Here is a 15,930-nt window from a genome sequence, read left to right as displayed (position 1 = left end):
TTCGGAAGCTTCCTACATACAGATCAGGGTTCGCCATTTTCCAAGGCAGGCACGGCTTCGATTGTGATTTGGGACAACAGCTCTCTCGGGAACCAGTAAAAATGCGTGCGTCACTGTTCACCGCTCTTCCTTTCGCTCTCGCCGCCTCTTTCGCTCAAGCACAAACCTTGCCTGAAGCCATGCAGAAGGCCCTCGAGGTACACCCGGAAATCCAGGCCGGCGTGAACGCCCGTACGGCTGCGGATTACCAACTGCGTGCAGCCCAGGGCGGCTATTTGCCGCGGGTCGATGTGACGGCCGGTTATGGCCGCGAGGGCACCGACAGCCCAAGCACCCGCAACCGCTGGGAGACGCTCAACCGTGGCGAATCGGCGATCCGCCTGCGGCAGATGGTCTTTGACGGTTTTGCCACCTCCAGCGAGGTCGGGCGTCAACAAGCCACCGTCAACGCTCGCGCCTATTCATTGCTGGGCACCTCCGAGCGTACCGCGCTGACCGTCGCCCAGGTCTACCTGGACGTCCTGTCGCGCCGTGAGATGGTGCGCCTGGCCGAAGAAAACCTGCGCAACCATGAGCGCATCCTCGACCAGATCAAGTTGCGCACCAGCCGTGGCGTAGGCCGCATGGCCGACCTCGACCAGGCTGAAGCGCGCCAGGCCCAGGCCCGCAACAACCTGATCACCGAGCAGACCAACCTGGCCGATGCCAACACCAACTACCTGAGCGTCGTCGGGCAAATGCCCGACGAGTTAAGCACGCCCGCGCCATTTGTCGACCTGCTGCCGGCCACCCTCGAAGAGGCGCGTCACCAACTGGTCGAAGAGAGCCCGATCCTGCGTTCGGCCGAGTCGGACATCGCGGCTGCCGAGAAGCAATACGAAGCGGCAAAGTCTACTTTCTATCCGCGTTTCGATGCCGAACTCGGACGAACGGCCGACAACAACCTCGACGGCGCGGTGGGCCACAACAACGAGTGGCAGGCCATGCTGCGCATGAACTTCAACCTGTACGCCGGCGGCAGCAACAAGGCGGACCTGGAATCGAAGTCGTATCTGGCCAACCAGGCCCTGGACATTCGCAACAACGCCTTGCGCCAGCTCAATGAGGAGTTAGGCTTGGCATGGAATGCTCTGGAAAACGCCAACGCCCAGGTGCCGATCGCACAGCAGTACGTCGATCACAGCAACCGGGTGCGCAGCGCCTACCAACAGCAGTTCGGCCTGGGCGAGCGAACCCTGCTCGACTTGCTCGACAGCGAGAATGAAACCTTCACCGCCCAGCGTCGTCTGGTAGAGGTGAAGAACATACAAATGTTTACTCAGTACCGAATCAAGGCGACCATTGGCCAGCTGCTCAAGAGCCAGGGTGTCGTAGCCCCGATGGCCACCGTTGTGCAGAACGACCTGAAACCCAAGGTGAACCTGCCAGGCATGAACTGAAAGGCGCCTTGAACCCACCCCCGCAAGGATGAAGAGAGCGCCGCGTGGAATCCGAAGTCAGTCGAGTCCAACTCAGCCACGATCCACGCAGTCAGCATGACGACCCGCTGCTGGACAGTCTGCTGACCCTGTGTGTCCTGCATCAGAAGCCCGCCAGCCGGGCCATGCTGACCACCGGGCTGCCCTTGCCCTCGCAACGCCTGACCGCCGGGCTGCTGCCGCGTGCGGCCGCCCGGGCCGGGCTGCAGGGGCGCCTGTTGCAGCGCAAGCTGGAGCAGATACCCAGCATCGCCATGCCGGCGATGCTGCTGCTCAAGGAAGGCCGCTGCGCGGTGCTGCTGGGTTGGGAAAACGAGGACACCGCGCGGCTGCTGCTCAGCGAGAGCGACGGCGGCGAAGTGCATGTCACCCGTGAGGCGTTGCAGGGCGACTACAGCGGCAAGGTGTTCTTCGCCCAGCCCCAGCACAAGTTCGACGTCAACCACGGCAACCTGATCCCACGCGCGCGCTCCTGGTTCCGCGACACGCTGCTGCGCAGCAAATGGCTGTACATCGATGCCATCGCCGCCAGCCTGGTGATCAACCTGATCGCCCTGGCCGCGCCGCTGTTCGTGATGAACGTGTACGACCGCGTCGTGCCCAACCAGGCCACCTCGACGCTATGGGTGCTGGCGGTAGGTATCGCCGGGGCCTATGTCTTCGACCTGATTCTGAAGGGGCTGCGCAGTCTCTGTCTGGACCTGGCCGGCAAGAAGACCGACCTGATCATCTCGGCGACGCTGTTCGAGCGCATCGTCGGCATGGCCATGAAGTACCGCCCGGCGCGGGTCGGCAGCTTCGCCCAGAACATCCATGAGTTCCAGGGCCTGCGCGACTTCCTCGCCTCGCTGACGCTGACCAGCCTGATCGACCTGCCGTTCACCCTGCTGATCCTGATGGTCATCGCCATCATCGGCGGGCACCTGGTGTGGATCCCGGTCCTTGCCTTCCCCTTGGCCCTGGGTATCGGCTACGCGTTGCAGAAGCCGCTGATGGCGACCATGGAACGCACCATGGCCCTGGCCTCCGAGCGCCAGTCGAGCCTGATCGAGACCCTGGCCGGCTTGGACGGGATCAAGGTCAACAACGCCGAGAGCGAGCGCCAGTACATGTGGGAGCAGACCCTCGGCACCCTCAGCCGCCTGGAACTGCGGGTCAAGGTGCTGTCGGGCCTGGCCATGAACATCACCCTGCTGATCCAGCAGTTGGCCGGCGTGGCGATGATCTGCGTGGGCGTGTACCTGATCATCGACGGCAACCTCAGCATGGGCGGCCTGGTGGCCTGCTACATGCTCAGCGGTCGCGCCCTTGGCCCGCTGGGCTCGCTGAACGGCCTGCTGGCCCGCTACCAGCAAGCGAAGGTGACCATGGTCGCCACCGACCAGATGATGGAACTGCCCCAGGAGCGCAACTTCGAAGAGCGTCCGCTGAGCCGCCAGGTCCTGCAGGGCGCCATCGAGTTCCGCGGCGTCGAGTTCACCTACCCGAACCAGCAGAACCAGGCGCTCAAGGGCATCAACCTGAACATCCGCCCAGGCGAGAAGGTCGGCATCATCGGCCGCAGCGGCTCGGGCAAGAGCTCGCTGGCCAAGCTGATCGTCGGCCTGTACGAGCCGGACAACGGCTCGCTGTTGGTCGATGGCGTGGACATCCGCCAGATCGACGTCAGCGAACTGCGCCACAACATCGGCTATGTGCCCCAGGATATCCAGCTGTTGGCCGGCACCCTGCGCGACAACCTGGTCAGTGGCGCCCGCTACATCGAGGACGAGTTGATTTTGCAGGCCGCTGAGTTGGCCGGCGTGCACGAATTCGCCCGCCTGCACCCCGACGGCTACGAGTTGCAGGTCGGCGAGCGCGGGCAGAACCTCTCCGGTGGCCAGCGGCAGAACGTCGCCCTGGGGCGGGCACTGCTGCTCAATCCGCAGATCCTGCTGCTCGACGAACCCACCAGCGCCATGGACAACACCGGTGAGGAGCGCCTCAAACAGCGCCTGGCCGCGGTCATCGAGAACAAGACTGTGCTGCTGGTCACCCACCGGGCGTCGCTGCTGTCGCTGGTGGACCGGTTGATCGTCATCGATCGTGGACAGATCGTCGCGGATGGCCCGAAAGCCGCCGTCATGGATGCGCTGAAGAAGGGGCAGATCAGTGTTGCATAAGCTGGATATGGGGCGTTTCAAGGACAGCCTGCGCCGCTACTTCAAGGGCTCCGAGTCGCTGGCCGGGCAGCCGCTGCCCGAGGTCAACAAGGCGCTGATCGAGGACGCGCCGCGAGTGGTGCGCCTGACCATCTGGGGGGTGATCGCGTTCTTCCTGTTTCTCATCGTCTGGGCCAGCGTCGCGCCCATCGACGAGGTGACGCGCGGGGAGGGCAAGGCCATCCCGTCGTCCAAGGTGCAGAAGATCCAGAACCTCGAAGGTGGCATCGTTGCCGAGATCTTCGCCAAGGAGGGGGAGATCGTCGAAGTCGGCCAGCCGCTGCTGCGTCTGGACGAGACCCGCTTCGCCTCCAATGTCGACGAGACCGAGGCTTCGCGTCTGGCCATGGCCTTGCGCGTGCAGCGCCTCACGGCCGAGGTCGAGGACAAGCCGCTGCAGATCGACGAAGAGCTGCGCAAGGCCGCGCCGAGCCAGGCCGCCAACGAGCAATCGCTGTACCAGAGCCGTCGCCAGCAGTTGCAGGACGAGATCGGCGGCCTGCAGCAGCAGTTGGTGCAGAAGCAGCAGGAGCTGCGCGAGTTCAATTCCAAGCGCGCCCAGTACGCCAACAGCCTGCAGCTGTTGCGCCAGGAAATCTCGATGTCCGAGCCACTGGTGGCTCAGGGTGCTATTTCCCAGGTCGAGGTACTGCGCCTGCGCCGCGCCGAGGTCGAGAACCGGGGCCAGATGGACTCCACCACCCTGGCCATCCCGCGGGCCGAGGCGGCGATCAAGGAGGTCGAGAGCAAGATCGAGGAGACCCGCGGCAAGTTCCGCAGCGAGGCACTGACCCAGCTCAACGAGGCCCGTACCGAGCTGAACAAGGCCACTGCCACCAGCAAGGCGCTGGACGACCGCGTGCACCGCACCATGGTCATCTCGCCGGTGCGCGGTATCGTCAAGCAGCTGCTGGTCAACACCATCGGCGGCGTGATCCAGCCGGGCAGCGACATCATCGAGATCGTGCCGTTGGACGACACCCTGGTGGTCGAGGCGAAGATCCTGCCCAAGGACATCGCCTTCCTGCACCCGGGCCAGGAAGCCACGGTCAAGTTCACCGCCTATGACTACACCATCTATGGCGGGATGAAGGCCAAGCTCGAGCAGATCGGTGCCGACACCATCACCGACGAAGACAAGAAGACCACCTATTACCTGATCAAGTTGCGTACCGAGAAGAGTCACCTGGGCACGGAAGATAAGCCGCTGCTGATCATCCCGGGGATGGTGGCCACGGTGGATATCATGACCGGCAAGAAGACCATCATGAGCTACCTGCTCAAGCCGATCATCAAGGCGCGCTCCGAAGCCTTGCGCGAGCGTTGATCGCTCGATGGGGCGGAAATCCTGTGGGAGCGGGCTTGCCCCGCGATGGCGTTCGCCCAGGCAGCGAGGTTGTTGCTGCCGACGTCATCGCGGGGCGAGCCCGCTCCCACGCCCTCGCTTTGTAGGCTGGAGCAGGGCTTAGCATATTCATATGTATATGCAATAAAGGTATTTAAATTACGGTTATTATGACTTTATAGTCACCCCACTGCGTACCCGCTGACCAATCGGCGCGCCGCACGACTCGAACCCACACGGGCAATCCCCGTGCGTTTCCGATCGTTGCGCGCCCTGGAGTCGCGCACTGCGTGGGAGTGAACAATGCCAGCCGCCTCGAACGCCTTGTCGACCATCGACAGCGCCCAACCGCAAACCTTCGACATCCGCTCGTTCCCCGGCGCCGTTGGCGCCGAGATCATCGGCCTCGACCTGAGCCGTCCGGTCAATGCCGAGGATTTCATCCGCATTCACCGCGCCCACCTGGACCACCATGTCCTGGTGTTTCGCGACCAGCGCATCACCCCTGAACAACAGATCGCCTTCAGCCGCCGGTTCGGCGAACTGCAGATCCATGTGCTCAAGCAGTTCCTGCTCACCGGCCATCCCGAGATCCTGATCGTGTCCAACATCGTCGAGAACGGCCGCAACGTCGGACTGGGCGACGCCGGCAAGTTCTGGCACTCGGACCTGTCGTACAAGGAACTGCCGAGCCTGGGCTCGATGCTGCACGCCCAGGAGCTGCCCAGCGAGGGCGGCGACACCTTGTTCGCCGACATGCACAAGGCCTGGGACGCGGTGCCCGACGCCCTGCGCCGGGTCGTCGAGGGCCGCAGTGCCGCCCATTCCTATACCGCCCGCTACGCCGAGACCAAGTTCGAAGGCAACTGGCGCCCGACGCTGACCGCCGAGCAACTGGCCCAGGTCCAGGAGGTCATCCACCCGGTGGTGCGTACTCATCCGGAGAACGGCCGCAAGGCGCTGTTCGTCAGCGAAGGCTTCACCACCCGTATCGTCGGCCTGCCGGATGACGAAAGCCGCGACGTGCTGCAACAGCTGTACGCCCTGAGCGTGCTGGAGCAGAACATCTACCGCCATCAATGGCAGCCCCACGACCTGGTGTTCTGGGACAACCGCTCGCTGATCCACCTGGCCACCGGTTGCCCCGCGCACCGGCGCCGCAAGCTGTACCGCACCACCATCCAGGGCGATGCCCCGTTCTGACGACTGAGGAAATACACCATGCGCAAATCCATCAGCCGCCTGGCGGCAAGTATCGGCCTGGGCGCCAGCTTGGGTCTAGGCAGTCTGGCGGCGCCCACCGTGGCTCACGCCGAAGGGCAGATCCGCATCGCCGAGCAGTTCGGCATCGTCTACCTGCTGCTCAACGTGGTCCGTGACCAGCAACTGATCGAGAAGCACGGCAAGGAGCAGGGTCTCGACATCAAGGTCGACTGGGCCCAGCTCTCCGGTGGCGCGGCGATCAACGACGCGTTGCTGTCCGGCTCGGTGGACATTGCCGGCGCCGGCGTCGGGCCGCTGCTCACCGTGTGGGATCGCACCAAGGGCCGCCAGAACGTCAAGGCCGTTGCCTCACTGGGCAACTTCCCCTACTACCTGGTCAGCAGCAATCCCAATGTGAAGACCATCGCCGATATTTCCGAGAAAGATCGTATCGCCGTCCCAGCGGTGGGGGTTTCGGTGCAGTCGCGCTTCCTGCAGTATGCCGCCGCACGGCAGTGGGGCGACAAGGAATACAACCGCCTGGACAAGTACACCCTGGCCGTGCCGCACCCGGACGCCACTGCGGCCTTGCTGGCCGGCGGCACCGAGCTTAACGGGCACTTCTCCAACCCGCCGTTCCAGGACCAGGTACTGGCCAACAAGAACGTGCACGTGGTGCTCAACAGCTACGACCTGCTCGGGCCCAACTCACCGACCCTGCTGTTCGCCACCGAGAAATTCCGCAAGGACAATCCCAAGACCTACAAGGCCTTCGTTGATGCCCTTGCCGAAGCCGCCGACTTCGCCCAGAAAGACAAGGCCGCCGCGGCCGATACCTACATCCGCGTGACCAAGGCCAAGATCGACCGCGAGGCGCTGATCAAGCTGATCGACAATCCGCAGTACGAATTCACCGTCACTCCGAAGAACACCTACAAGCTGGCCGAGTTCCTCTACCGGGTCGGCGCGATCAAGCACAAACCCGAATCGTGGAAGGACTATTTCTTCCAGGATGAACGCCCGCTGCAAGGGAGCTGACCGCCAATGACCGCCCCATTGCCAGGCCACGCGGCCAGCACCCTGAGCCGTGTCGCCACGCCACCGCTGCTGGCGGTGGACAACCTGAGCCTCGAATACCGCACTGCCCAACGCGTGGTGCGGGCCACCCATCAAGTCAGCTTCGAAGTCGACCGCGCCGACCGTTTCGTCCTGCTCGGCCCGTCCGGCTGCGGCAAGTCCACCTTGCTCAAGGCCGTGGCTGGCTTCATCGAACCCCGGGAAGGGCGGATCCTGCTGCAGGGCCAGCCGGTACGCAGCCCTGGGCCCGACCGCATCGTGGTGTTCCAGGAATTCGACCAGCTGCCGCCCTGGAAAACGGTGAAGCAGAACGTGATGTTCCCGTTGCTGGTGTCCGGCCAGCTCAAGCGCGCCGAGGCCGAAGAGCGGGCGCTGCATTACCTGGAGAAGGTCGGCCTGGCCGCCTTCGCCGACGCATACCCCCATACCTTGTCCGGCGGCATGAAAGCCCGCGTGGCCATCGCCCGGGCACTGGCCACGCAACCGAAGATCCTGCTGATGGACGAGCCGTTCGCCGCGCTCGATGCGCTCACCCGGCGCAAGATGCAGGAGGAACTGCTGCTGCTGTGGGAAGAGGTGCGTTTCACCCTGTTGTTCGTCACCCATTCCATCGAAGAGGCGCTGGTGGTGGGCAACCGCATCCTGCTGTTGTCGCCGCATCCCGGGCGCGTGCGGGCCGAGGTGCACAGCCATCAGTACGACCTCGGCAGCCTCGGCGCCAGCGACTTCCAGGCCAGTGCCCGACGCATCCACCGGTTGCTGTTCGACGAGGCCGACGCCCCGCAAAACGCGGGTGATCTGGGTTTCAACGATATCCGTATTGCCTACTGAACAGGAGCCATTACATGACCACGACACCTGTACGCCAGGAATACGAAGTGCTGTTGCAACCCCTGCCCGGAGTGCCGCTGGAACGCGCGCTGCCGCTGGTGCAACGGTTGTGGCAACAGGGTTGGCTGCGCAAGGCTGTGATCCTGATACTGCTCGCGGCGGCCTGGGAGGCGGTGGCTCGCTACACCGGCAACGACCTGCTGCTGCCGGGCTTCCTGCAGACCTCCAGCGCATTGTGGGACGGGCTGCTCAGCGGCGAGCTGCCAGCCAAGGTCGGCGTTTCGCTGGTGGTGCTGCTCAAGGGCTATGTGCTGGGCATCGTCCTGGCATTCGGCCTGACCAGTCTGGCCGTCTCGACGCAGCTGGGGCGCGACCTGCTGGGCACGCTGACCTCGATGTTCAACCCGCTGCCGGCCATAGCCCTGCTGCCGCTGGCCTTGCTCTGGTTCGGCCTGGGCGACAACAGCCTGATCTTCGTGCTGGTGCACTCGGTGCTATGGGCGCTGGCGCTGAACACCTACGCAGGCTTTCTCGGTGTGTCCGAGACCCTGCGCATGGCCGGGCGCAACTACGGGCTGCGCGGCCTGCGTCTGGTGGTGCACATTCTGGTGCCAGCGGCGCTGCCGTCGATCCTGTCGGGGCTGAAGATTGGCTGGGCCTTCGCCTGGCGCACGCTGATCGCCGCCGAACTTGTGTTTGGCGCCAGCAGTGGCAAAGGCGGGCTTGGCTGGTACATCTTCCAGAACCGCAACGAGTTGTACACCGACAAGGTGTTCGCCGGGCTGGCGGTGGTGATCCTGATCGGCCTGTTGGTGGAGGGTCTGGTATTCAACACCCTCGAACGGCTGACCGTTCGGCGCTGGGGGATGCAGCGCTAGTGTGTTGCCTGTACCGGCCTCTCGCCGGCAAGCCGGCTCCCACAGGTATGGCGCAAGACTTGAGGGCCGCACGGTCGGTGTGGGGAGCCGGCTTGCCGGCGAGAGGCCAGATCAGCCAGCGGCGAAATCGGGGTCTAGTCCCGATACTTAGCCGCTGCGCTGGCCAATGTCCGCGCAATCTCCTCGCGCAATGCCTGCGGCGCTTCCACCACCAGCCCATCCCCCTGGCTCAGCAACCACCAGCGCAAGGGCCAGCCATCCGCCACGGTTGCCCGTAATCGGTGCCCCTGATCCAGCGCGGTCAACTGCATGTCCGCGGTCAGCGGCGTCTCGCGCAGACGGCGAGCGAGCAAGTCGCTGATCCACGCCTGCAGTTCGATGCCTTCCCCTTGGCCAGGCTGCAACGTATCGCCGCGCAAATACCCCTGCAGGTCGAAGTTCCCACGCAACTCGCCGCCGGCGTTGGCTGACCAGTGCCAGCCGAACGGGATGCTCTTGTCATTGCGCTCCAGCGGAAAGATCAGCGACAGCTCGTTGAGGTCGCGCTCGACCGTGCGCTTGCTGACATTGAAGCCCACGTCACGCAGGCGCCACACCAGTTCGGCACTGGTGATCCCGGGAGAGCGGCTGGGTAGCTGGCGCAGCAATGCCCATTGGCGGCTGAGGGTGGCGCGGGTGGTGGCGAACGGCAAAAGGAAACGTCCTTGTCTAGGCTTGCCGGCATAGGATGGCGGCACGGGCAGGGCATGGCAATTGGCCACAGCCTGCTCAGATCAAGGAAGATGCAATTGGTTGCCTGGGATCAATTCGTTCGCGACAGGTTTTGTCGTGGCATCGCGCAGAATCACGCCTCACCACAGTGGAGGTTGGAGCTGTGGGTCGTTCAATGAGGATGAACATGTCTGCCGCCAGCAATATCCATTCGCTGCTTGCCCGGCTTCTACCCGAGCGGATCGTTCCGGCGCCGGCCCGCCCCGGGCAGCGCCACCGGCTGTTCGCCGGGGTGGGCATGCCCGCCCAGCAGGCCCTGAGCGGCGAGCGCTTTGGCCTGATCGACCGCCTGGACGAGGCAGTCGACCTGCAGGCGGTCTATCACGACCTCTGCCGCCAGGCCCTGCTGGGCAATGTCGCGGCGCTCAATGACCTGGGCTGGATCTGGCTCAATGGCAAATACTGGCGCGGCGACACGGTGCTGGCGGGGCACCTGTTGCGCATGGCGGCGTTGCAGGGCAATGCTGCGGCCTGGTTCAACCTTGGGCAGCAGCAGTACTTCGGCAAGGGCGTCGATGTTTCCTACGTCAATGCGGCCGAATACTACGGCCATGCTTTCGAGCGGGGCATGGTGCATGCCGCCGCGGCGCTGGGCGATCTGTACGAGGAGGAGGTGTGCGAGGGCGACCAGGTGTGGCAGGTCGATCCGCTCGAGGCCTACCAATGGTTCCTGCGCGGCGCCGAGCGTGGCGAGAAGCGCTGCCGCTTCGAGGTGGGCTACCGCTTGCTGCATGGCGTGTATGTGGAGGCTGACACCAAGGCCGGCCTGTACTGGCTGGAACTGGCGGCGGCGACCGGGGTGATGCAGGCCGCCGAGGAGCTGGCGGTGCATTTCAGCAGCCGCGACGCGGCGCGCTACCTCGGCTGGCGCGACCAGGCGATCCAGCTGGGCAGCACGCTGGCGCTGACCATGAAGCTGGAAGACCAGATCCAGCCTTGAGCGCAGCGTGCCTGCAGGGATCATGAACAACCTTTCATCTTTTCCCTCCGTCACCTGCGGTTGACGACAGGGGGAGGGCAGGGCGTATATTGATAGTTAGCAAACTATGAATATCCTCGGTTCTCACATGTCCCTCGACGCACTGCACCTGAAGATCAGCAGCGGCATGGTTGTGGCTGCCCGCCACTGGCGCCGCCTGTGTCAGGGCGCCCTGACCGGCTATGGCATTTCCGAAGCCTGCGCCGTCCCCTTGCTGATGATCGTGCGCCTGGGCGATGGCGTGCATCAGGTGGCGGTGGCCCAGGCGGCCGGGTTGGAAAGCCCGTCGCTGGTGCGCCTGCTCGACCAACTGTGCAAGGCTGGCCTGGTATGCCGCAGCGAGGACCCTCTGGACCGTCGTGCCAAGGCGCTGAGCCTGACCGTCGAGGGCCGCGCCCTGGCCGAGTCCATCGAAGGCGAGCTGGTACGCCTGCGTCGTGAGGTGCTTGGAGGCATCGACCAGGCCGACCTGGAGGCCACCTTGCGGGTCATCCATGCCTTCGAACAGGCAGGCCTGCAGCCATGAATGGTTTCTTCAGCTCGGTCCCGCCGGCCCGCGACTGGTTCTACGGCGTGCGCACCTTCGCCGCATCGATGATTGCCCTGTATATCGCCCTGCTGATGCAGCTGCCACGCCCGTACTGGGCCATGGCCACGGTCTATATCGTCTCCAGCCCATTCCTCGGCCCGACCACCTCCAAGGCGCTGTATCGCGCCCTGGGCACCCTGCTGGGCGCAGGTGGGGCAATCCTGCTGGTGCCGCCGCTGGTGCAATCCCCGCTGCTGCTGAGCATCGCCATCGCCCTGTGGACCGGCACGTTGCTGTTCCTCTCGCTGAACTTGCGCACGGCCAACAACTACGTGCTGATGCTGGCCGGCTACACCCTGCCGATGATCGCCCTGGCGGTGGTCGACAACCCGCTGGCAGTGTTCGACGTGGCCTCGTCCCGGGCCCAGGAAATCTGCCTGGGGATCGTCTGTGCGGCGGTGGTTGGCGCGGTGTTCTGGCCGCGCCGGCTGGCGCCCGTGGTGGTCGGCGCCACCGGCAGCTGGTTCGGCGAGGCGATCCGCTACTGCGACACCTACCTGGCCCGCGAAGCCGGCGCCGACAAGGTCGGCGGCATGCGTGGCGCGATGGTCGCCACCTTCAACTCGCTGGAGCTGATGATCGGCCAGCTCGGCCATGAAGGCGCCGGCCCGCATACCTTGAAGAACGCCCGCGAATTGCGCGGGCGGATGATCCATCTGCTGCCGGTGATCGACGCGCTCGACGATGCCCTGATCGCCCTTGAAGGTCGCGCCCCGGCGCAGTTCGCGCTGCTACAACCGGTGCTGGGCAGCGCCCGTGAATGGCTCGAAGGCACCGCCGACAGCGCCTCGGTGGCACGCTGGACCGCCCTGCACGAGCAGATCGACCGCCTGCAGCCGGGCGCCGCCGCCCTCGACCAGCGCTCTGAGCTGCTGCTGTCCAACGCCCTCTATCGCCTGACCGAATGGGCCGACCTCTGGCAGGACTGCTGCAGCCTGCAGCACGCCCTGCGCAAGGACGATGCCACGCCCTGGCGCGCGGTCTACCGTCACTGGCGCCTGGGCCGGCTGACACCGTTCTTCGACCGCGGCCTGATGCTCTACTCGGTGTTTTCCACGGTCACCGCGATCGTCGTCGCCTGCGGCCTGTGGATCGGCCTGGGCTGGAACGACGGCGCCAGCGCGGTGATCCTCGCCGCCGTGTCGTGCAGTTTCTTCGCCGCCATGGACGACCCGGCGCCGCAGATCTACCGGTTCTTCTTCTGGACCCTGATGTCGGTGATCTTCTCTAGCCTGTATCTGTTCCTGGTGCTGCCCAACCTGCACGACTTCGCCATGCTGGTGCTGGCCTTCGCCGTGCCGTTCATCTGCGTCGGCACCCTGACCGTGCAGCCGCGTTTCTACCTTGGCACCTTGCTGACCATCGTCAACACCTCGACCTTCATCAGCATCCAGGGCGCCTACGACGCCGACTTCTTCACATTCCTCAATTCCAACCTGGCCGGCCCCGTGGGGCTGCTGTTCGCTTTTATCTGGACCCTGGTGGTACGCCCGTTCGGCGTGGAGCTGGCGGCCAAGCGCATGACCCGCTTCGCCTGGCGCGACATCGTCGAGATGACCGCGCCGGCCACCCTGGCCGAGCACCGCCAGGTCGGGGTGCAGATGCTCGACCGCCTGATGCAGCACCTGCCACGCCTGTCGCAGACCGGCCAGGACAGCGGCGTGGCCCTGCGCGACCTGCGCGTGGGCCTGAACCTGCTCGACCTGCTGGCCTACATGCCCCGCGCCGGCGCCCAGGCTCGCGAGCGCCTGCAGACGGTGATCGAGGAAGTCGGCGCGCACTACGCCGCCTGCCTGCGCGCCGGCGAGCGCCTGCATGCCCCGGCGGCACTGCTGCGCAACATGGAGCGCGCGCGCCAGGCGCTGAACCTCGATGAGCTTTACGAGCGGGGCGATGCCCGCACCCACCTGCTGCACGCCCTGGCCGGTTTGCGCCTGGCGCTGCTGCCAGGTGTCGAGGTGATGCTCGAGCCCGCCGAACAAACGCAACTGCCCCCGGGCCTCGACGGAGCACCCCTGTGATCGGTGAACTGGATATCAGCGGGGTGTTCCTGCCCACGCTGCTGGTGATGATGTTTGGCACCTACCTGTTGTACCTGGGGGTGCACGCGGTGCTGGTGCGCCTGCATTTCTACCGCCTGGTCTGGCACCGGGCGCTGTTCAACGTTGCCCTGTATGCCGTGCTGCTTGGCGCGGTGGACCACTTTTGCCGAAGCCTGATGCTGCCATGAAAAAACCTTTGCTGACCCTGGGCCGCGTGGTCCTGACCTTGCTGGTAGTGACCTTCGCCGCCGTGCTCGTGTGGCAGATGGTGGTGTACTACATGTTCGCCCCCTGGACCCGCGACGGTCATATCCGCGCTGACGTGATCCAGATCGCCCCGGATGTTTCCGGGCTGATCCAGCAGGTCGAGGTGCGCGACAACCAGACCATCAAGCGCGGTGACGTGCTGTTCACCATCGACCAGGACCGTTTCACCCTGGCCCTGCGCCAGGCCAAGGCAACCCTGGCCGAGCGCCAGGAAACCCTGGCCCAGGCCTCCCGCGAGGCCCAGCGCAACCGCAAGCTGGGCAACCTGGTGGCGGCCGAGCAGCTTGAAGAGAGCCAGTCCCGCGAGGCCCGCGCCCGCTCGGCGGTGAGTGAGGCCCAGGTGCAGGTGGATGTGGCCCAGCTCAATCTCGATCGCTCGGTGGTGCGTAGCCCGGTGGACGGCTACCTCAACGACCGCGCCCCGCGCGCCCACGAGTTCGTCAGCGCCGGGCGCCCGGTGTTGTCGGTGGTCGACAGTGCCTCGTACCACGTCGATGGCTACTTCGAGGAAACCAAGCTGGGCGGGATCCATATCGGCGACGCCGTGGATATCCGTGTGATGGGCGACCCCACCCGCCTGCGCGGCCGGGTGCAGAGCCTCTCCGCCGGTATCGAGGACCGCGACCGCAGCAGCGGCGCCAACCTGCTGCCCAACGTCAACCCGGCGTTCAGTTGGGTGCGCCTGGCCCAGCGGATCCCGGTACGCATCACCTTCGATGAAGTGCCGGCGGACTTTCGCATGATCGCTGGGCGTACCGCCACGGTGTCGATCATCGAGGACCAACGCCCATGAAACAATTGATCCTGGCGGGGCTGTGCCTGTCCCTCGGCGCCTGCATGATGGTCGGCCCGGACTACCAGCTGCCCAAGGAGGCCGCCGTGCAGCGCGGCGACCTCAACGGCCCGCTGCGCCAGGACGCCGACAGCGTGGTCTCGGCGCCAGTGCCCGAGGACTGGTGGCAGCTGTATCAGGATCAACGGCTCAACCAGCTGGTGCGCGAGGCGCTCGGTGCCAACACCGAGCTGCGCGTGGCTGCCGCCAACATCGCCAAGGCCCGCGCCCAGGTGGAGGTGGCCGAATCGCAGGGTGGCTTCAATGGTGGCGTCAAGCTGGGTGCCCAGCGCCTGCAGGAGTCCGGCGAAGCGTTCCTGCTGCCGGAGAAAGTGCCGGTGGCCAACATCGGCGAGGCGATCATCAGCGCCAGCTACCAGTTCGACCTGTGGGGGACTTTCAAACGCGGCACCGAGACCGCCAAGGCCAATGCCGATGCCGTGCAGGCCGCTGCCGACACCGCGCGCATCACCTTGGTGGCCGATGTGGTCAAGGCCTATGCCCAGGTGTGCTCGGCCAACGAGGAATACCACATCGCCCGCGAGTCGCTGGACCTGCAGCAGCAGGGCGTGCAGCTGACCCAGCGCCTGCGCGATGCCGGGCGTGGCGACGAGAGCCAGGTCACCCGTTCGCAGACCCAGTTCAAGTCGCTGCGCGCCGAGCTGCCGCGCTTCAAGGCCGAGCGTGAGGCTGGCCTCTACACCCTCGCCGCGTTGCTGGCCAAGCCTGTCGAACAATTGCCTGCCGGCACCGCCGATTGCGCCGAGCTGCCACAGCTGTCGCAACTGGTTCCGGTCGGCGATGGTGCGGCTCTGCTCAAGCGCCGCCCGGATGTGCGCCAGGCCGAACGCCAGCTGGCGGCAGCCACCGCCACCATCGGTGTGGCCACCGGCGCGCTGTACCCGGATATCAGCATCGGCGCCCAGGTGGGCACCATCGGCATCCTCGACAACCTCGGTGAGCCGGCCACCAACCGCTGGGGCTTCGGCCCGCAGGTCAGTTGGACCATCCCCACCAACGGCACCCGCGCGCGCATCCGCATGGCCGAGGCCTCGACCCAGGCGGCGCTGGCGCATTTCGATGGGGTGGTGCTGAATGCCATTCGCGAAACCCAGACCCGCCTGGCGCAATACAGCGCATTGCTCGACCGGCGTGATGCGTTGGCCGAGGCGGAGCGCTCCGCCAAGGAGTCGGCGGACCAGACCCATCTGCGCTATCAGGTAGGACGTGAGTCGTTCCTGGCCGACCTGCAGGCGACGCGGACCTACACCGATGTACGGGCGCAGCTGGCGGCGGCCAACAGCCAGGTGACAATGGGGCAGATTGGCGTGTTCCTGGCCTTGGGCGGCGGCTGGAAGAATAGCGCCAGGCCCTGAAATCCCTGGGGCCGCTGTGCGGCCCTTTCGTCGCGGTTCGCCGCCACGACAAGCCGGCTCC

The 15,930-nt window shown here is 65.4% G+C and carries 14 protein-coding genes; 13 read left to right on the top strand and 1 reads right to left on the bottom strand.

Annotated elements, in window-relative coordinates; genetic code table 11:
• Nucleotides 1-101 precede the first annotated feature (101 nt).
• The 7 genes from LOY42_RS25620 to LOY42_RS25590 all read left to right on the top strand — a co-directional run bounded on the left by LOY42_RS25620 (nt 102) and on the right by LOY42_RS25590 (nt 9,013).
• Entirely contained in the window at nt 102-1,439 is a 1,338-nt protein-coding gene (locus tag LOY42_RS25620; protein ID WP_102684990.1) for a TolC family outer membrane protein, read from the top strand.
• 44 nt (nt 1,440-1,483) lie between these two features.
• Complete coding sequence (locus LOY42_RS25615) at nt 1,484-3,640, top strand: type I secretion system permease/ATPase (RefSeq protein WP_258599639.1); 2,157 nt, start codon at nt 1,484-1,486, stop codon at nt 3,638-3,640.
• 7 nt (nt 3,641-3,647) lie between these two features.
• A complete protein-coding gene (locus LOY42_RS25610) occupies nt 3,648-5,006 on the top strand; it encodes an HlyD family type I secretion periplasmic adaptor subunit (protein ID WP_258601371.1) in 1,359 nt (452 codons plus the stop codon).
• Nucleotides 5,007-5,327: 321 nt separating this feature from the next.
• A complete protein-coding gene (locus tag LOY42_RS25605) occupies nt 5,328-6,227 on the top strand; it encodes a TauD/TfdA family dioxygenase (protein ID WP_139667795.1) in 900 nt (299 codons plus the stop codon).
• An 18-nt stretch (nt 6,228-6,245) separates the two neighbouring features.
• Nucleotides 6,246-7,265 (top strand): ABC transporter substrate-binding protein, encoded by a 1,020-nt coding sequence (locus LOY42_RS25600; protein WP_139667797.1) that lies wholly within the window; start codon nt 6,246-6,248, stop codon nt 7,263-7,265.
• Between the two features lie 6 nt (nt 7,266-7,271).
• On the top strand, nt 7,272-8,135 hold the full coding sequence (locus LOY42_RS25595) for an ABC transporter ATP-binding protein (protein WP_139667799.1): 864 nt from the start codon (nt 7,272-7,274) through the stop codon (nt 8,133-8,135).
• Between the two features lie 14 nt (nt 8,136-8,149).
• Nucleotides 8,150-9,013, top strand: coding sequence for an ABC transporter permease (locus LOY42_RS25590; protein WP_139667801.1), 864 nt, complete (start codon nt 8,150-8,152; stop codon nt 9,011-9,013).
• Nucleotides 9,014-9,147: 134 nt separating this feature from the next.
• Here the strand turns inward: LOY42_RS25590 and LOY42_RS25585 are convergent, their stop codons facing one another.
• On the bottom strand, nt 9,148-9,705 hold the full coding sequence (locus tag LOY42_RS25585; RefSeq protein ID WP_139667803.1) for a WYL domain-containing protein: 558 nt from the start codon (nt 9,703-9,705) through the stop codon (nt 9,148-9,150).
• 206 nt (nt 9,706-9,911) lie between these two features.
• On the opposite strand from LOY42_RS25585, the gene LOY42_RS25580 reads away from it, so the two are divergent.
• The 6 genes from LOY42_RS25580 to LOY42_RS25555 all read left to right on the top strand — a co-directional run bounded on the left by LOY42_RS25580 (nt 9,912) and on the right by LOY42_RS25555 (nt 15,869).
• Nucleotides 9,912-10,724, top strand: coding sequence for a tetratricopeptide repeat protein (locus LOY42_RS25580; protein ID WP_198755775.1), 813 nt, complete (start codon nt 9,912-9,914; stop codon nt 10,722-10,724).
• Between the two features lie 127 nt (nt 10,725-10,851).
• Nucleotides 10,852-11,289 (top strand): MarR family winged helix-turn-helix transcriptional regulator, encoded by a 438-nt coding sequence (locus tag LOY42_RS25575; RefSeq protein ID WP_023630816.1) that lies wholly within the window; start codon nt 10,852-10,854, stop codon nt 11,287-11,289.
• Nucleotides 11,286-13,373, top strand: a complete 2,088-nt coding sequence (locus LOY42_RS25570) for an FUSC family protein (RefSeq protein ID WP_102684981.1) — start codon at nt 11,286-11,288, stop codon at nt 13,371-13,373. Before LOY42_RS25575 ends, LOY42_RS25570 begins: the two co-directional genes overlap by 4 nt.
• A complete protein-coding gene (locus LOY42_RS25565) occupies nt 13,370-13,582 on the top strand; it encodes a DUF1656 domain-containing protein (RefSeq protein WP_011531590.1) in 213 nt (70 codons plus the stop codon). The genes LOY42_RS25570 and LOY42_RS25565 overlap by 4 nt, the downstream gene beginning before the upstream one ends.
• On the top strand, nt 13,579-14,454 hold the full coding sequence (locus tag LOY42_RS25560) for an HlyD family secretion protein (RefSeq protein WP_102684980.1): 876 nt from the start codon (nt 13,579-13,581) through the stop codon (nt 14,452-14,454). The genes LOY42_RS25565 and LOY42_RS25560 overlap by 4 nt, the downstream gene beginning before the upstream one ends.
• Nucleotides 14,451-15,869 carry an efflux transporter outer membrane subunit gene (locus tag LOY42_RS25555; protein WP_258599638.1) on the top strand — a complete coding sequence of 473 codons (1,419 nt, stop codon included), beginning with the start codon at nt 14,451-14,453 and terminating at the stop codon, nt 15,867-15,869. The genes LOY42_RS25560 and LOY42_RS25555 overlap by 4 nt, the downstream gene beginning before the upstream one ends.
• Nucleotides 15,870-15,930 lie beyond the last annotated feature (61 nt).

It is taken from the genome of Pseudomonas sp. B21-023 (assembly GCF_024749165.1).
GTDB lineage: Bacteria > Pseudomonadota > Gammaproteobacteria > Pseudomonadales > Pseudomonadaceae > Aquipseudomonas.
This window is presented reverse-complemented; position numbering and strand designations above follow the sequence as displayed.

What these genes read in the sequence shown, in the direction of transcription:
- LOY42_RS25590 (WP_139667801.1), top strand. Translation starts at nt 8,150, where the DNA reads ATGACCACGACACCTGTACGCCAGGAATACGAAGTGCTGTTGCAACCC.
- LOY42_RS25610 (WP_258601371.1), top strand. Translation starts at nt 3,648, where the DNA reads ATGGGGCGTTTCAAGGACAGCCTGCGCCGCTACTTCAAGGGCTCCGAG.
- LOY42_RS25595 (WP_139667799.1), top strand. Translation starts at nt 7,272, where the DNA reads ATGACCGCCCCATTGCCAGGCCACGCGGCCAGCACCCTGAGCCGTGTC.
- LOY42_RS25605 (WP_139667795.1), top strand. Translation starts at nt 5,328, where the DNA reads ATGCCAGCCGCCTCGAACGCCTTGTCGACCATCGACAGCGCCCAACCG.
- LOY42_RS25580 (WP_198755775.1), top strand. Translation starts at nt 9,912, where the DNA reads ATGTCTGCCGCCAGCAATATCCATTCGCTGCTTGCCCGGCTTCTACCC.
- LOY42_RS25575 (WP_023630816.1), top strand. Translation starts at nt 10,852, where the DNA reads ATGTCCCTCGACGCACTGCACCTGAAGATCAGCAGCGGCATGGTTGTG.
- LOY42_RS25555 (WP_258599638.1), top strand. Translation starts at nt 14,451, where the DNA reads ATGAAACAATTGATCCTGGCGGGGCTGTGCCTGTCCCTCGGCGCCTGC.
- LOY42_RS25560 (WP_102684980.1), top strand. Translation starts at nt 13,579, where the DNA reads ATGAAAAAACCTTTGCTGACCCTGGGCCGCGTGGTCCTGACCTTGCTG.
- LOY42_RS25600 (WP_139667797.1), top strand. Translation starts at nt 6,246, where the DNA reads ATGCGCAAATCCATCAGCCGCCTGGCGGCAAGTATCGGCCTGGGCGCC.
- LOY42_RS25620 (WP_102684990.1), top strand. Translation starts at nt 102, where the DNA reads ATGCGTGCGTCACTGTTCACCGCTCTTCCTTTCGCTCTCGCCGCCTCT.
- LOY42_RS25570 (WP_102684981.1), top strand. Translation starts at nt 11,286, where the DNA reads ATGAATGGTTTCTTCAGCTCGGTCCCGCCGGCCCGCGACTGGTTCTAC.